This is a genomic window from Massilia sp. Dwa41.01b, from assembly GCF_014171775.1.
In the GTDB taxonomy this organism is placed as follows: domain Bacteria; phylum Pseudomonadota; class Gammaproteobacteria; order Burkholderiales; family Burkholderiaceae_D; genus Telluria.
Genome location: NZ_CP050454.1, coordinates 4,293,552 through 4,308,551 on the forward strand (window position 1 = coordinate 4,293,552; position 15,000 = coordinate 4,308,551).

Annotated in this window: 12 protein-coding genes and 4 pseudogenes; 6 read left to right on the forward strand and 10 right to left on the reverse strand. The window is 67.2% G+C overall.

Going from position 1 to position 15,000, the window contains the following annotated elements:
- Positions 1–30: 30 nt before the first annotated feature.
- Together G4G28_RS19785 and G4G28_RS19790 are read left to right on the forward strand one after the other, a co-directional pair.
- Positions 31–627, forward strand: coding sequence for a YigZ family protein (locus G4G28_RS19785; RefSeq protein WP_182989595.1), 597 nt, complete (start codon positions 31–33; stop codon positions 625–627).
- 193 nt (positions 628–820) lie between these two features.
- Positions 821–1,852 (forward strand): annotated as a pseudogene (locus tag G4G28_RS19790) (MFS transporter); the annotation flags it as partial.
- A gap of 89 nt (positions 1,853–1,941) precedes the next feature.
- On the opposite strand, the gene G4G28_RS19795 reads toward G4G28_RS19790, so the two are convergent.
- Both G4G28_RS19795 and G4G28_RS26790 read right to left on the reverse strand, forming a co-directional pair.
- Positions 1,942–2,781 (reverse strand): HDOD domain-containing protein, encoded by an 840-nt coding sequence (locus G4G28_RS19795; RefSeq protein ID WP_183107741.1) that lies wholly within the window; start codon positions 2,779–2,781, stop codon positions 1,942–1,944.
- Positions 2,782–2,929: 148 nt separating this feature from the next.
- On the reverse strand, positions 2,930–3,415 hold the full coding sequence (locus G4G28_RS26790) for a BON domain-containing protein (RefSeq protein ID WP_229507731.1): 486 nt from the start codon (positions 3,413–3,415) through the stop codon (positions 2,930–2,932).
- A gap of 188 nt (positions 3,416–3,603) precedes the next feature.
- Here G4G28_RS26790 and G4G28_RS19805 point away from each other — a divergent pair, with 188 nt between their 5' ends.
- From G4G28_RS19805 to G4G28_RS24845, 3 genes are all read left to right on the forward strand, one after another.
- Positions 3,604–4,104, forward strand: coding sequence for a hypothetical protein (locus tag G4G28_RS19805; RefSeq protein WP_210283266.1), 501 nt, complete (start codon positions 3,604–3,606; stop codon positions 4,102–4,104).
- 374 nt (positions 4,105–4,478) lie between these two features.
- Entirely contained in the window at positions 4,479–5,198 is a 720-nt protein-coding gene (locus G4G28_RS19810) for an SDR family oxidoreductase (protein WP_202033684.1), read from the forward strand.
- The gene (locus G4G28_RS24845) at positions 5,192–5,437 is read left to right on the forward strand and encodes a hypothetical protein (protein WP_202033686.1); all 246 of its coding nucleotides are present in this window, start codon (positions 5,192–5,194) and stop codon (positions 5,435–5,437) included. The genes G4G28_RS19810 and G4G28_RS24845 overlap by 7 nt, the downstream gene beginning before the upstream one ends.
- A 42-nt stretch (positions 5,438–5,479) precedes the next feature.
- Here the strand turns inward: G4G28_RS24845 and G4G28_RS19815 are convergent, their stop codons facing one another.
- From G4G28_RS19815 to G4G28_RS28600, 8 genes and pseudogenes are all read right to left on the reverse strand, one after another.
- Entirely contained in the window at positions 5,480–6,163 is a 684-nt protein-coding gene (locus G4G28_RS19815; RefSeq protein ID WP_182989597.1) for a hypothetical protein, read from the reverse strand.
- Positions 6,164–6,247: 84 nt separating this feature from the next.
- Positions 6,248–7,874, reverse strand: a pseudogene (locus tag G4G28_RS27785) (methyl-accepting chemotaxis protein).
- Between the two features lie 162 nt (positions 7,875–8,036).
- Entirely contained in the window at positions 8,037–9,770 is a 1,734-nt protein-coding gene (locus tag G4G28_RS19825; protein ID WP_182989599.1) for a hypothetical protein, read from the reverse strand.
- A gap of 111 nt (positions 9,771–9,881) precedes the next feature.
- Complete coding sequence (locus G4G28_RS28590; protein WP_308601105.1) at positions 9,882–10,535, reverse strand: TolC family protein; 654 nt, start codon at positions 10,533–10,535, stop codon at positions 9,882–9,884.
- 82 nt (positions 10,536–10,617) lie between these two features.
- A pseudogene (locus G4G28_RS28595) lies at positions 10,618–11,364 on the reverse strand (TolC family protein); the annotation flags it as partial.
- A gap of 16 nt (positions 11,365–11,380) precedes the next feature.
- Positions 11,381–12,886: a DHA2 family efflux MFS transporter permease subunit gene (locus tag G4G28_RS19835; RefSeq protein WP_183107743.1), complete on the reverse strand. Its 1,506-nt coding sequence runs from the start codon at positions 12,884–12,886 to the stop codon at positions 11,381–11,383.
- Between the two features lie 107 nt (positions 12,887–12,993).
- Positions 12,994–13,779 carry an efflux RND transporter periplasmic adaptor subunit gene (locus tag G4G28_RS19840; RefSeq protein WP_308601108.1) on the reverse strand — a complete coding sequence of 262 codons (786 nt, stop codon included), beginning with the start codon at positions 13,777–13,779 and terminating at the stop codon, positions 12,994–12,996.
- Positions 13,780–13,867: 88 nt separating this feature from the next.
- Positions 13,868–14,173 (reverse strand): annotated as a pseudogene (locus G4G28_RS28600) (biotin/lipoyl-binding protein); the annotation flags it as partial.
- 129 nt (positions 14,174–14,302) lie between these two features.
- Between G4G28_RS28600 and G4G28_RS19845 the strand changes: the two are divergent.
- Positions 14,303–14,959 (forward strand): TetR/AcrR family transcriptional regulator, encoded by a 657-nt coding sequence (locus G4G28_RS19845; protein WP_182989601.1) that lies wholly within the window; start codon positions 14,303–14,305, stop codon positions 14,957–14,959.
- The last annotated feature ends 41 nt before the right edge of the window (positions 14,960–15,000 follow it).

Below are 15,000 nucleotides of genomic sequence, written 5' to 3' on the forward strand. Positions count from 1 at the left end.
GGCGTTTTTGTTTCCAGCGCCGGCGCATCCATGCCCCACACCCTCTCCTCTCCCGTGCATCACGAGCTCGTCATCAAGAAGAGCCGCTTCATCGCCTGCGTGCAGGCCATAAGCGACCGGAGCGCGGCGCAGCAGGTCGTGGCCGGCCTGCGCGCCCAGCATCCGGGCGCCGCGCATGTCTGCTGGGCGCTGCTGGCGGGCGGACAATCGGCAGCCGTCGACGACGGCGAACCGAGCGGCACCGCCGGGCGCCCGATGCTGGACGTGCTGCGCCACCAGGACCTGGAAGGCGTGCTCGCCACCGTCGTGCGTTACTTCGGCGGGGTCAAGCTGGGCGCCGGTGGCCTGGTACGAGCTTACACCGACAGCGTGGCCCGGGCACTGCTGGGCGCAGAGAAAATCGCCATCGTGCGCCACGCCACCCTGCGCTGTAGCGCGCCCTACGCCATGGAAGGCATGGTCCGGCGGGAGATCGACGCATCCGGCGCGAGCCTGCTGGAGGTGGCACACGGCGACGACGTCGTCTTCGCGTTCAGCCTGCCGGAGGGAGCCGCCGCCGCTTGCGTGGCGCGCCTGAACGAAGCCGGTCACGGGCGCATCGCCTGGCTGCGCGATGATGCGCCCTGAGCGCCATCAGCCACACGAATACCCGACATCACGACTCGAAAGCTGACCAAGCCCGCCAGGCGGGCTATAGTGGTCGGTTCCTCCGGCGCAGTCCGCCATCATCACGATTGTAAAGACACCTGTTTTGATCAAGAAAAGCCTGCTCCCACTGGCCCTCGGCGGCTTCGGCATCGGCATGACCGAATTCGTCATGATGGGTCTCCTGCCCGATATCGCGAGCGGCCTGGCGGTCAGCATCCCGCAGGCCGGCTACCTGATCACCGCCTACGCGATCGGCGTGGTGGTGGGCGCGCCGACCCTGGTCAGCCTGATGGCCAAGCGCCCGCCGCGTAATGTGCTGATCTGGTTCATGCTGATGTTCGCCCTGTTCAACGCGCTGTCGGCGCTGGCCCCGAATTTCGGCCTGATGCTGGTATCGCGCTTCCTCGCCGGCCTGCCGCACGGCGCCTTCTTCGGCGTCGGCGCGGTCGTGGCCAGCCGCCTGGCGGACGAAGGCAAGGTGGCCGCCGCGATGGCGACCATGTTCACGGGCCTGACGCTGGCCAACGTGGTGGGGGTGCCGCTGGGTACCTGGCTGGGCCACAACATGAGCTGGCGACTGGTCTTCCTGATCGTGGCCGCGATCGGCCTCGTCACCGCCTTCAGCCTGAAGCAGCTGGTGCCCTTTTTTGGTGCCAACCCGAGCGGCGGCTTCCGCAAGGACCTGAAGATTTTCCGCAGCCGCGCCCTCTGGCTGGCGCTGGCGATTACCTCGATCGGCACCGGCGGCTTCTTCGCCTGGTTCAGCTATATCGCGCCGTTGCTGACGGACGTGTCGCGTTTCGCGCCAGGGCAGATTCCGCTGATCATGACGGTGGTCGGGGTTGGCATGACGGTGGGCGTGAACGTGGGCGGACGCCTGGCGGACCGCTTTGCGCCGATCCGCGCGATTGTCATCCTGCTGGCCAGCATGACCGCCCTGCTCCTGCTGAACGGCTTGCTGGCCGCGTCGCAGCCGACCATGCTGGTACTGGCTTTCGCCACCGGCGCCAACGCACTGGCGCTCGGCCCGCCGATCCAGATGCTGCTGATCGACCACTCGCGCGAAGCCGAGATGCTGGGCTCCTCGCTCGGCCAGTCCGGTTTTAATATCGGCAACGCCACCGGTGCCTTCCTTGGCGGCATTCCGCTGACGCTGGGGTATTCCTACGCCTCGCCGCAATGGGTGGCGGCGGGCCTGGCGGTGACGGGGATGGTGCTGTCGCTGGCCATGCTGATGCTGCGGCGCCCGCCGGCGCTGGCGCGCCAGGGGACGCTGACGACGCTGCGGGCGCTTCAGACCAGCGACGGTCCGCCGAGGGCGGCGCAGGTTTCCAGCGCTTCAGCGCGGATGGTGTCGAGCATCTCTTCGTCGAGCACGAAGTCGAGCGCGCTCTCGCCGTGCTCGGGCAGCGGTGCCGGTGCCGTGCCCAGCGGCGACGGGATCGGGGCGAAATGGTTCGCCAGCAGCAGCGTGTCGAGCAGGGTCGACGGCGGCATGCTGACCCAGCTGCGGCGCAGTTCGCCAACCGCTTCGGCCACGGGCTCGGGTACCGCCAATTTCTTGAGCACCTCGAGGCCGACCACGTCCTCGCACAACTCTCCCCACTTTTCCGGATCGTCGTCCAGCAAGCCAGGGAATTCGTCGGCGCGCGAGAGCAGGTAGAAGCCACCCATCTCGTGGATGATGCCGGCAAACAGGGCGGTATCGACATTCACGCCGGTGACGTGGCGTGCCATCGATGCGGCCAGCGCCGCCACGTGCGTGGTGTGCTGCCAGAGCTGCTCGGCCTTGGCACGCAGGCCGGGGTCATTGATGCGCGCGCCGAACTGGCGCACCACCAGGCTGGCAACGAGCGCCTGCAGGCGGCGGTAGCCGATGCGGGTGACGGCCGCGCGCACGTTGGTGACCGGCGGGCCGCCGCTGCCGCCAAAGGCCGCGGAATTGGCCAGGGCCACGGTACGGGCGGCAAGCTGCGGTTCGGCCAGCACGAGGCGGATCGTCTCGTCGAGCGGGCAATCGGGATCGTCGAGCGCGCGCTGCAGACGCAGCACGGCGTTCACGCTGGTAGGGAAGGAAATTTCACCGCGGGCCGCCTGGGCCACGATGTATCCAAAGGCTTCGAGTTTATTCACCCGAAAATTATACTCGCCTGCCGGCCGGGCTGGTGAGTATGCATTACGGATAGCCTGGAAGACCGGCGTCGGCGCGCAAGACGATAACGCGCAGGCCGGGAGGCCGCGCGCGTCGGAAAGTGCGGCCGGCACGCATGCCGGCGCCGGCTTACTTGACCTTGATCGCGCTCTTCACGCTGGTCACGCCTTCGACCGCCTTGGCCGCCTTGACGGCCTTGTCGGCTTCGGCCTTCGATTCGACGAAGCCGCTCAGCATGACCACGCCTTTTTCGGTCTCGACGTGGATCGCCAGCGATTTCAGCTCCGGCTCCTTGAAGATGCTGGCTTTTACCTTGGTGGTGATGGCCGTGTCCGACGCCGCCACGGCCGTGCTGCGGCCGGCGTCGCGGGTCTTGTCGGCAGCGGTGTCCGTCGCCTTGTCGGTCTTGTCGGCAGCGGTGGCCGCGGCCTGGCGCGTCTTGTCGCCGGTGGCATCGACGGCTTCCTTCGTGTTTTCCTTGGCATTCGAGGCGGCCTGGCGGGTCTTGTCGCCGACGTTCTCGACGGCGCTGCCGGTCTTGTCGGCGATCGTCGCGCCAGCGGCACGGGTACGCTCGCCCGCGCCTTCGAGCGCGTTCTCGGTCTTCTGCGCCACGGTCGAAGCGACCTGCTTGGTCTTGTCGACCGCGGTGGAAGCGACGTCCTTGGTTTTCTCGGCAACGGTCGCCGCTACCGTCTTGGTCTTGTCGACGGCGGTCGATGCGGCGTCCTTGGTCTTGTCGGCGGCGGTCGATGCGGCGTCCTTGGTCTTGTCGGCGGCGCGCTCGGTTCGCGTTGTCGGCCTTGTTCACCAGCGCGGTGGCGTTGCCCTTGCTGTCGACCAGGCAGCCGGTTTCGGCGGCGCCGGCGACCTTCTCGCATTTCGCCACTGCCGCGGCCTTGACCGGATCCCCGGTGTCGGTGCTGGCGATCAGGCCGGCGCTGCCGCTGGCGCCCACAGCGGTGCTACCGGCGCTGGCCTGGGCTTTGGTCGTGGCCTTGGCGTCGGCCAGCGCGGCGGTGCGCACCGACTTGGCGTTGTCGATGCAGCTGTCCTTCTCGGCGCCGTTCTTGGCGTCGCACTTGGTCTTGGCCACTTCATATTCGGCTTCGGCGACCTTGCTGCGTGCGCTGGCACGGCCCGCTTCCGAGTTGTTGTACTTCGCAATTGCCTGGGATTCGGTGCGGGCGCGCATCGCCTTGGCCTCGGCCATGCAGACGTCCTTGTCGTTGCCGCTCTTGGCATCGCACTTGGCCGTAGCCGCCTTGTATTCGGTCGCCGCCTTCTGGGTTACGTTGCGGTAGGTCGCAGGATCGTGGTTGAGGGCGGCAGTGGGAGCGGCAGCAAAGCTGGCGCCGGCCGCGGTAGCCAGCAGGGTTGCGAGCAACGTTTTCATGGTGGTGTCCCTCTAGTTGAATGTTGTGATAACACCATTAAACGCCCCGCCCCGCCCATCATCTGTGCGACAACGAACACTTGCATGAAAAACCACATGGTGAGACGAACCGGCATCCATGCCTGCGGCGCGAGCGGCCGTCCACGTCCCCCGCGCAAAGCGGATCCGAAGGACGCGCCTGCCACTTCCAGAAGCAGGCACCATAGTCGTTCCATCCACGCCAGGCTCTGCCGGAAGGTCCGCGCGAGCGGCCGTGTTAACGTTCACAGAAAGGCCCATACCATGCAGCCAAGGAAACTCCGCGTCGTCATCACGGGCGCCTCGAGCGGCATCGGCGCCGCCACCGCGGTCGCGTTCGCCAGGCAGGGCGCGCAACTGGTGCTGGGCGCGCGCGGCAAAGAGGGACTGGAAGATGTCGCCGCCCGCTGCCGCGCGGCCGGCGGCAACGCCCACACGGGCATCGTCGACGTCACCGACGCCGACGCGGTCGTGGACTTCGCCGCGGCGGCACGCCGCGCGCTGGGCGGCATCGACCTCTGGTTCAGCGATGTCGGCATCGGCGTGGTCGGCAAGTACCACGACGTGCCGATCGCCGACCACCGGCGCGTGGTCGAGGCCAACCTGGTCGGCCACATGAACGACGCCCACGCCGTGCTGCCGATCTTCCTCGAGCAGGACCACGGCATCTGGGTCAACATGATTTCGGTCGGCGGCTACGTCACCACGCCCTATGCGGCAGCCTACGCGGCCAGCAAATTCGGCCTGCGGGGATTCAGCGCTGCCCTGCGCGGCGAACTGCACGGCAAGCCGCGCATCCACGTCTGCGACGTGTATCCGACCTTTGTCGACACGCCGGCGATCTACCACGCGGGGAATTACACGGGTGCGAAGCTGGGTTATCCGCCGGGCATGCTGGCGCCGGAGACGGTGGCCGATGCAGTCGTCGCGCTGGCACGGCGGCCGCGCGCCACCACCGTGCTGGGCGTGCCCTCCCCGTGCTGAAGTTGGGCGAAGCGGCCAACCCGCTGCTGGCGACGCTGATGAATGGTTTCATGGAGAAGTGGAGCCAACGGGCGGACCGGGTACCCGATACGACGGGCTCTCTGTATGCGCCGCCGCCCGGCGCCAGCGGCATCGGTGGCGGCCAGCGCCGGCCCGGCGAACGCAAGACGGCCCTGGCGCTGGGTGCGGCCGCGCTGGCCGTCGCGGTCGGCATGGGGCTGGCGCGGCGGCGAAGCTGATGGAAGAGCCAGGCGGGCGAACAGCCCTGCCCGACGCTGCGCTCAGTCCTTCAGCAAGCCTTCGCGCCACAGCGGCGCGGCATCCTCGAAAGGCTGGGCGGCGGCGCCGAAGCGCTCGCCATCGCGTGCCAGCTCGACCCAGACCCGGGTGTCGTGGCCGCCACGGGCCACCGGCCGCACGCGCCGCACGGTTTCGAACCAGCCGTGCACGCGCCCATAGGCCTCGGGATTGCGGTGGCGGGTCCAGGCCAGCGCGGCCAGGTCGGCATAGGCTTCCTCGCGGCGCGACTCGCGCATCGCTTTCGAGGCCGCCAGCAGCTCCGGATCGTCCGCGCTCTCTTCCCCGGTTTCGACAAAGCCGGCTGGCAGCGCACGCCAGGCGCCCCGGGCATGACGCCAGCAATGGGCGATCTCGTGCGCCGCCATTGCCTCGATCAGCTCACCGCGGCGCTCGGCCGGGACGCTTTCCGGGATCGTTTCCGCCTGCGGGTTACCGCGCAGCGACAGCACCAGCTTGCAACGTCCGCCGGCATAGCCCATCGCCAGCGGCACGTCGTTCTCGCGCGCCTGCGGCTGCACCACGATGTCGATCGGCAGCGCCAGCGATCGCGAGTAGGAGAGGACGGGAGCCGCCGCCTGCAGCCAGCGCTGCTCGAGTGCGGTCAGTTCGGCCGCCTGGGCGGTGGCAGCGCTGGCCAGGACGCCAGCAAGGAGAAGTTTGAACATGGGAGAGTTCCAGGTTTTTGAAATGCCTCAAGGCAATTCTAGAACCGAGAATATCTTCCCATGTAGAAATATTTTTGCGCCTGTTCAAACCGACAATGCCAGAGCCCGCTTCACGGGTGGCTTTGCCCCGTTTTGACTCTCGACCTGTGTCATTTTGAAGACACTGACGACCTGGGCCAGGGTGGCCGCCTCGTCCTGCAGCGATGCTGCCGCACCGCCGGCCAGTTCCACCAGGTCGGCATTCTGGCGCGTAGCCTCGTCCATGCGCCCGATCGCGGCATTGACCTGTTCGATGCCCGCGCTCTGCTCGACGCTGGCGGCGCTGATCTCGGCCATGATGTCGGTAACCCGCTTCACGCTGTCGACGATTTCTTCCATCGTGCTGCCGGCGGCGTCGACCAGCTTCGCGCCGGCGTCGACACGCTCGACCGAACTGCCGATCAGGGCCTTGATTTCCTTGGCGGCCGCCGCCGAGCGCTGGGCCAGGTTGCGCACTTCGGTGGCGACGACGGCAAAGCCACGTCCCTGCTCGCCAGCGCGTGCAGCCTCGACGGCCGCATTCAGCGCCGATATTGGTCTGGAAAGCGATGCCATCGATGACGCCGATGATGTCGACTACCTGCTTCGACGAGGCATTGATCGACGCCATCGTCTCCACGACTTGCGCCACCACCTCGCCGCCGCGCACGGCCACGGCGGAGGCCGACTCTGCGAGCGTATTCGCCTGGCGTGCGTTGTCGGCGTTCTGGCGCACCGTGCCGGTCAGCTCGAGCATCGCGGTGGCCGTGTCCCGCAGAGTGTGGGCCTGGCTTTCCGTGCGCCCCGACAAGTCCTGGTTGCCTGCAGCGATGCCGGTCGAGGCATTCGCGATATTGAGCGTGCCATTACGCACCTGCGACACGATCGCCACCAGGCTGTCGCGCATGCCGCGCATGGCAAACAGCAGGCTCGCGGTATCGCCCGGCAGCGTATCGATCTGGACGCCCAGGTTGCCGGCGGCAATGCTGCCGACGATGCGGGCGGCGTAGTCCGGCTGGCCGCCCAGCTGGCGCAGCAGGCCGCGGCTGATGAACCAGGCGCCGAGGGCACCGGCGGCCACCGCGATCGTGCACAGCACGCCCATCCAGGTCAGGAAGCTGCCCGTCAGCGCGCGTGCTTCGGCGGCCGAGTCCTTGTTCAGCTGCTCTTCGAGGTCGATCAGGCGGTTCACGCTGGCCAGCCAGGAAACGAAGGCAGGTCCGGCCTGGGCGCCGAGCAGCGTGCGCGCGCCGTCGACGTCGCCGGCCAGGCGCAGTTCGACCACCTTCGCAATCAGGGGCTGGGTCTTGCGCTCGTCTTCCTTGATGGCGGCCAGCGCGCTTTTCTCGTCGGCGAGGATGTCGTCGCGGCCGGCAAACAGGGCGTCGAGCGCCGTGCCCGCGCGCTCGTAGTTCGCCGCGAGCGCGCCGATCCTGTCGATCGACGGCTGGGCGCCGGCATTGTCCGTGGCCAGCACGACATCGCGCAGGGCAATCGCACGATCGTGCACACTGCCGCGGAAATTGATGGCGTGACGTTGCTTGACGTTGTTCACGTCATTGATGCGGTTGAGGGTGGCATCGATGTGGCCGACGCGGCTCACCGCCAGCGCCGTCAACACCATCATCAGCGCCAGCACGGCGCCAAAACCCAGCGCCAGTCGGGCGCCGATCGTCATTTTCGAAGAAAACATGGAAGCTCGCTATAGGTCAGCCGGACACGCGCCGGATGCGCCACACCCAGTTATTGCCGTGTGGAAATGTGGCGACTATAACAGAACAGCCATGGAATTCGTCAAATTACAACGCTATTTTTTACTCATCTGTTGTAAATCATCGGATTTATCGAAAAAATACTAGCGCTGGGAAGCGTCAGTAAGGGAAGCCGCGGTGACGAAGCCGGGACGGATATCGTTCGGCACCGCCTTCATCCGGTCGAGCGCCTTCTGCACGCTCGGGCGGATGACGACGTACTTCGCCATCATCGCCCTGGCGCGCGCGTAGTCTCCGGTTGCCTCGATGGTCAGGAACTCGCGGTCGAGGTCGGCCACGGCCGCCTTGATCTTCTTGAAGTCGACCGAGAACCTGCCGTCGCCGTGGGCAACGAAAGCGCCCTTGTCGAGCAGGTAGTTGACCTGGATCGCCATGCCGCGCGCGTGCGAATCGGTCAGGCCGAAGTGCAGCGTGCGAAAGCACGAAGCGAGGAAAGTGTTGTACAGCTTGCGCTCCGCTGCCGCGCCCTGCCCCAGCGTGTCCTTCAACTGGCCCTTGTCCATCATGTAGCCCAGCGCCCACAGGCCGGTGACGTCGGCCTTGGCTTCCTCGATGGTGGAATAGGTTTCCTTCAGGTCCTGGCGCGGGGTCGATTCCTGCTCGCCCCCCTTCGTGTGGTGCGGACCCAGGCCGTGGGTGATTTCGTGGGCCAGGATGTGGGTGAAGAAGGAATCGAAATCGAGGTCCTTCTGGTCTTGTGGGCGGAGCACCAGCTTCGTGATCGGTTTCAGGGTCGACTCGAACTTCGCTTCCTGCACGTTCTTGAGCATGACCCGTTTCGAGCCGCGCTCGCGGATGATGCGTTCGTCGTTCGGCAGGTTGTAGGCGGCCGTCTGCACGCTCATGTTGCCGTCGCCCGCGCCATACACCTGGTTGACCACCACCATCGGCGCCAGCGCCCCTACCTTCGGATTGCGGTATTTCGGGTCGACGGGCAGGTTGTCTTCCAGCTCCTGCATGTGCTTGCCGAAGAAGTCGAGCTTCCGCGTCTCCTTCGCGTCGCGCACGCTGACATAGGCCTCGAAGGCAGCCTTGTAGCCGAACAGCTCGTCGTTATAGGTTTCATACGGGCCGATGGTGATGTCGACCGGCGAATCGAGGTCCATCCAGGCGAAGTCCGAAGCGAGATAGTCGTTCGACAGGAAGGCGTCGGCGCGCAGGCTCAGGAATTTCTTCAGCGAGGCGTTGTCGGTGCTGGCGGCGGCTTCGCGCAGCAGCTTTGCCAGCTGTTCCAGTTCGGGCTTGTATTCCTCGGAGTACGGCACCGTGCGGAACTTTCCGTCCGCGCCGTTACGGATCACGGTGAAGTACCACTGGGCCGCTTCCTTCTCCTTCGGCGGCAGGGTGTTCATCCACGCTTCCAGTGCTTCCTTGCTGGCAGCGGCCGGATAGAAATTCGCCCCGTCGGGTTTGTGCGCGGGAATGGCGATGCCGGCATACTCGGCCGGCATGAAGGAGGCGTTGCCGTCGATGATGGACCAGGGTCCCTTGTTCAGCCAGAAGGCGTCGCGCCGGGCGCGGCCCAGCGGCGTGGTGTCCTTCTGCAGCGCGGCCCACAGCGCTTCGTTGCCGGCCCAGCGCTGGCGCAGCTGCAGGGTGTCGATGATCTTTGCCGCCTCCACCAGCTTGGCAATCGCTGCGCGGTCGCCTTTCGACAGGGCGGCGATATCGGCGCGCAGTTCGATCGGGGCGAAGCGCTTGGCCATCGCGTTCAGTTCGGCGGCGCTGGCGGCATGCGGCTTGACGGCGGGTGCCTCGGCGGCGCAGACGGTGCCGGCGGCGAGGGCCAGCACGATGGGTGCGAGAAGGTGTTTCATGGGTCCCCCGGTTGTTGTAGGTGCAATCAGGGGATTGTAATACGGTGGGGAGAAGACCAGGCGCGGATGCGGCCGGCGGGCGCAGGGTGGGCACTCCGTGCCCACCCCAGGTTATTTCGACAGCACCGTCGCTTCCGCCGGCTTCTGTTCCCAGCCGCCGCCAAGCGCGCGCGCCACCGCCACCGAGGCCAGCAAACGCTGGGTACGGATCTGGGCCGCGGCGCGGTCCGCCGCCAGTGCGCTGCGCTGGGCGTCGGTGACGTCGAGATAGGTCGAGATGCCGCGCTCGTAGCGTGCCTGGGCCACCAGCAGCGCGCGGCTGGCCGCCTGCTGTGCCTGCGCCTGCACGTCGCCCTGCTTCTGGCGCTGCTGCGCGTCCGACAGCGCGTCTTCCACTTCGCGCAGGGCCGTCAGCAGACGGCTCTCGTGGTTCGCCACCGCTTCCTCGTAGCGCGCGCGGTACAAGGCCAGGTTGGCGCGGTTGCGGCCGCCGTCGAAGACCGGCAAGGTCAAGGCCAGCGGCCCGATCGAGAACTGGCGCGCGCCGCTGTTGCTGATGTCGCGCAGCGCTTCCGAGGCATAGCCGAAGTTGCTGGTCAGGGTCAGCGCCGGGTAGAAGGCGCCTTCCGCCACGCCCACCTGGGCGTTTGCCGAACGCAGGTTGGCCACGCTCGCGGCCAGGTCCGGACGCTGCGACAGCAGGCTGGCCGGCAGGCCGACCGGGATCGTTGGCGGCAGCGGCAGCGCCGGCGGCCGCGGGCGCAAGCAGCGGCGCGCTCGGCGAGGTGCCGACCAGGATGGCCAGCGCGTGCTCGACCAGGTTGCGCTGGCGCTCGACCTCATGCAGGTCCGCTTCGGCGTTGGCGCGTTCGATGCGGGTGCGCGACACATCGAGTTCGTTCGACAGGCCGGCATCGAAGCGGGCCTCGATCAGTTCCTGCGCCTCGCGCCGCGCCGCCAGCGCATTGGCCAGGATGGCGCGTTCGGCGTCGAGCCCGCGCAGCTGCCAGTAGCTCTGCGCCACCTGGCCGGTCAGCATCAGGAGCACGCCGTCGCGGTCGTTCTGCGCGGCCAGCGCGCCGGCATCGGCCGCTTCCACCACACGGCGCACGCGGCCCCACAGATCGAGTTCATAGGACAGCGAAGCGCCCACCGAGAAGTTGTTGCCCTCGATCGAGCGGTGGCCCAGCGCCAGGCCCTGCGAGGTCTCGGACGAGGTGCGCGAGTTGGACACGCCGGCACTCACCGACACGCTCGGCGCCTGGCCGGCGCGCACCACGCCCAGCTGGGCCTGCGCCTGCAGCAGGCGCTGCGCGGCGGCTTTCGCGCCCGGGCTGTCGCTCAGTGCGCGTTCCTCGAGCGTGTACAGCGTCGCGTCGTTGAAAGCGGTCCACCAGGTCGACGGCAGGCGTGCGCTGTCGGCAGCGGTGTTGTCCAGGTGGCGGTAGGCAGCGGTTTCCTGGACCTTCGGCTCGGCGAAGTCGGGACCGATGGTCATGCAGCCGGAGACCAGCGTGGCGGCGGCCACGGCCAGCAGCGCGCGGCGCGGGAGGGAGTTGAACGATGTGGCGTAGGAAGCGAACATGTTTTTCATCTTTTAAATGGGGGGCTCAATGCGCGCCGCCGCCGGCGCCGCCGGGGGACTTGACCTTGTCGGCGAGCCAGACCATGGCAATGCAGCTCACCAGGATGACGCCGACGATCCAGAAGCCGTCGTTGTAAGCCATCACATAGGCTTCGCGGCGGACGATGCGGTCGAGCGCGGCCAGTGCCTGGTTGGCGGCCGTCGCCGGATCGATGCCGGAGGCGACGAAAGCCTGGGTCATCGCATCGAGGCGCTCCTGGGTCGGCGCCGCGTAGCTCGAGATCGACTCGCCCAGGCGCGCCGAGTGGAAGTGCTCGCGGTTGGTGAGCGAGGTCGCCAGCATGGCGATGCCGACCGAGCCGCCCAGGTTGCGGGTCATGTTGAACAGGCTCGCGGCCGACGGCATGTCCTTCTGGGCGATGCCGTTCATCGCGAAATTCGACAGCGTCAGCATCACGAAAGGCTGGCCGATGGCGCGCACGATCTGCGTCACCATCAGCTGGTCGTAGCCGGTGGAAGCGTCCATGAAGGCATTCATCAGGCAGGAGCCGCCGAACATCAAGAGGCCGAAACTGCACATGATGCGGTTGTCGACTTTCGAGGACATGGCCGCCGCGAATGGCATCACGATCAGCTGCGGCAGGCCGACCCAGGCGATGACTTCGCCGATCTGCATCGGCGTGTAGCCGGCGATCTGGCCCAGGTACAGCGGCAGCAGGTAGGACGAGCCATACAGGCCCATGCCGGTGACGGCCGACAGCACGGTGGCGATCAGGAAGTTACGCTGGCCGTACAGGCGCAGGTTCACGAAGGTCTGCTGGCGCGTGAAGCTGGTGACGATCCAGCCGAGGATGCCGATCAGCGCCAGCGCCGCGAAGTTGATGATGAACTGCGAATCGAACCAGTCCTTCGAGTTGCCCTCTTCCAGGAAGATCGTCAGGCAGCCCAGCCCGAGGGCCATGAAGCCGATGCCGAGCCAGTCGGCATTGAGCAGCTGCTTGAGCTGCGCAGGCTCCTTGTCGAGGCCATAGATCATGCCGGCGATGAGCAGCACGCCCGGCACCCAGTTGATGTAGAAGATCGAGGGCCAGCCGTAGAGCTCGGACAGGTAGCCGCCCAGGGTCGGGCCCATGGCCGGCGCCAGCGTCGCGGTGAGGCCGAAGATCGCCATGCCGACCGCGCGCTTGGTGGTGGGCAGGCGCGTCATCACGAGCGTCATCGCCATCGGGATCAGCGCGCCGCCGGTGAAGCCCTGCAGCATGCGGAAGACGATCATGCTTTCCAGGTTCCAGGCCGCGCCGCACAGGGTCGAGAACAGCAGGAACAGCGCGGTGGTGCCGATCATGTAGCGGCGCACGCCGAAGGCGCGCGCGAACAGCGCCGTCATCGGAATGACGACGATCTCGGCGCACAGGTAGGCGGTCGAGATCCAGGACCCCTCTTCCTGGGTCGCCGACAGCGTGCCCAGGATGTCCCGCAGCGAGGAGTTGGTGATCTGGATGTCGAGCACCGCCATGAAGGCGCCCAGCATGCCGGCGGCGACCGCGATCCAGGTGCGGGCATCGACGCGCGCACCGGCGGCGGGCGCGCCGGAAACCCCGCCTGCGCAGGCTTGGTCGTACTCGTCATGAAGCGTCCTTATTTGGCCGCAGCCGTGCGCGCGGTCTCGCGCTGTTGCTCGTTATTCGATTCGTGCTTCTGGCGCAGGTCGACTTCCGCCACCACCGACATGCCCGGCACCAGCCGGCCCGCCAGGCGCTGCACGTCGGCGGGCGCCAGCGTGACCTTCACCGGCACGCGCTGCACGATCTTGGTGAAATTGCCGGTGGCGTTATCGGCCGGCAGCAGCGCGAACTGGTTGCCCGAGGCCGGCGAGAAGCTGTCGACGCGGCCGACCAGGTGCTCGTCCGGCAGTGCGTCGACTTCGAGGTCCACCACCTGGCCGGGCTTGAGGCCTGCCAGCTGGGTTTCCTTGAAGTTGGCGTTGACCCAGACCTTGTCCTCGACCACGGCGACCAGTTGTTGGCCCGGCTGCACGCGCGCGCCGACTTCGACGCTGCGGCGGCCGATGCGGCCGTCCACCGGGGCCACGATGCGGCTGTAGCCGACCTGCTGCTTCGCGTCCTTCAGCTGCGCCTGCAGCACCTTGATCTGCGCCTTGAGCACGTCGCGCGCCGACGAGGCGGCGTTGATCTGGGCCTGCGCGGCGGCGGCGTTGTCCTGGCGTGCATTCACGTCGGCGGCGGCGGCCGTGCGGGCGGCGTTGGCGGCATCGACTTCGGCCTTCGAGACAGCCTTCATCTGCTTGTTGTACAGCTGGCCGAAACGCTCGGCGTCCTGGCGCGCGCAGCGCCAGCGCCTGGCCCTGGCCGACTTGCGCCTGGGCCGCCTGGGCCTGGGCGCGTACTTGCGCAACCTGGGCATCGGCCTGGATTACCTGCTGCCGGGCGCTGGCGATCTGCGCCTCGATCTGCTCGACGCGCACGTGCTGGTCGCTCGGATCGAGTTCGGCGATGACGTCGCCCGTCTTCACATGCTGGTTGTCCTCGACCAGCACGCGCGTGACGACACCGGCGATGCGCGCCGAGACCGGGTGCACGTGGCCGGCGACATACGCGTTCTCGGTGTCGACGAAATAATGACTGCGGTACCACATGCGGCCGCCGGCGCCGAGCGCAGCCAGCGCGATCACGCCGACCACGAACAGCACGCGCTTGTTGGGCGGAGTCTTGCCGGCGGCAGCCGCGGCATTCACCGGAGTAGCGGGAGGAACGGTGCCGAGCGGCTTGTGCTCGCTCGAAGGCTGCGTTTGGGACATGAAACGACTCCGATAGGAAGTAGGAACAGAATTCTGGAATAACAATTCCGGACATTATTCTTCATCCGGGCCGAGCCGTCAAGAAATGAAACGGTTGCATTTCATTTGTCGCTGCTTTACAGTGGTGCCATGAGCAAACCATCGCAAGCGGCTGCCGGCGCGAGCCTGCGCAGCGCGGGCAGGCCCAAGGCCAGCGACGTCGAGGCCCGCATCCAGGACCTGATCGACGTTGCCGCCCAACTGTTCCTGAGCAACGGCTATACCCGCACCAGCCTCGAGTCCATCGCCCGCGCCGCCCGCGTGGCGGTGCGTACCATCTATGTGAAGTTCGGCGGCAAGGCCGGGCTGCTCAATGCCGTCCTGATGTCGCGCCGCGACCAGTTCTTCCGCATGCGCGACATGGACAAGGACACGCGTCCGTTCCGCGAGGTGGTGGACGACTTCGCGCACCAGTTCTTCGACTTGCTGGCGAAAGAACAATTGATCGCGATGCAGCGCGTGGTGATCGCCGAAGCGCCGGGCAATCCCGAGCTGGCCGAAATCTTCTACGGCGCCGGCCCGCGCCTGACGCGCGAGATGCTCGAGCGCTATTTCGCGCGGCCCGACGTGCGTGCCCAGTTGCGCGAGGACTTGCCCTTTGCCCAGCTGCCGACCATCCTCACCAGCACCATCGCCGGCGACTCCGTGCAGCGCTTCGTGTTCCCGCACAAGCAGCCGCCGCGCGACGAGGCACATCGCCTGCTCGACGGGCGCCTGGCCCTGTTCTACCGGGCCGTACTACGCTAATCGAGCTGGGAGAATGTGCGGGAACGCACCGACCTGGTGCG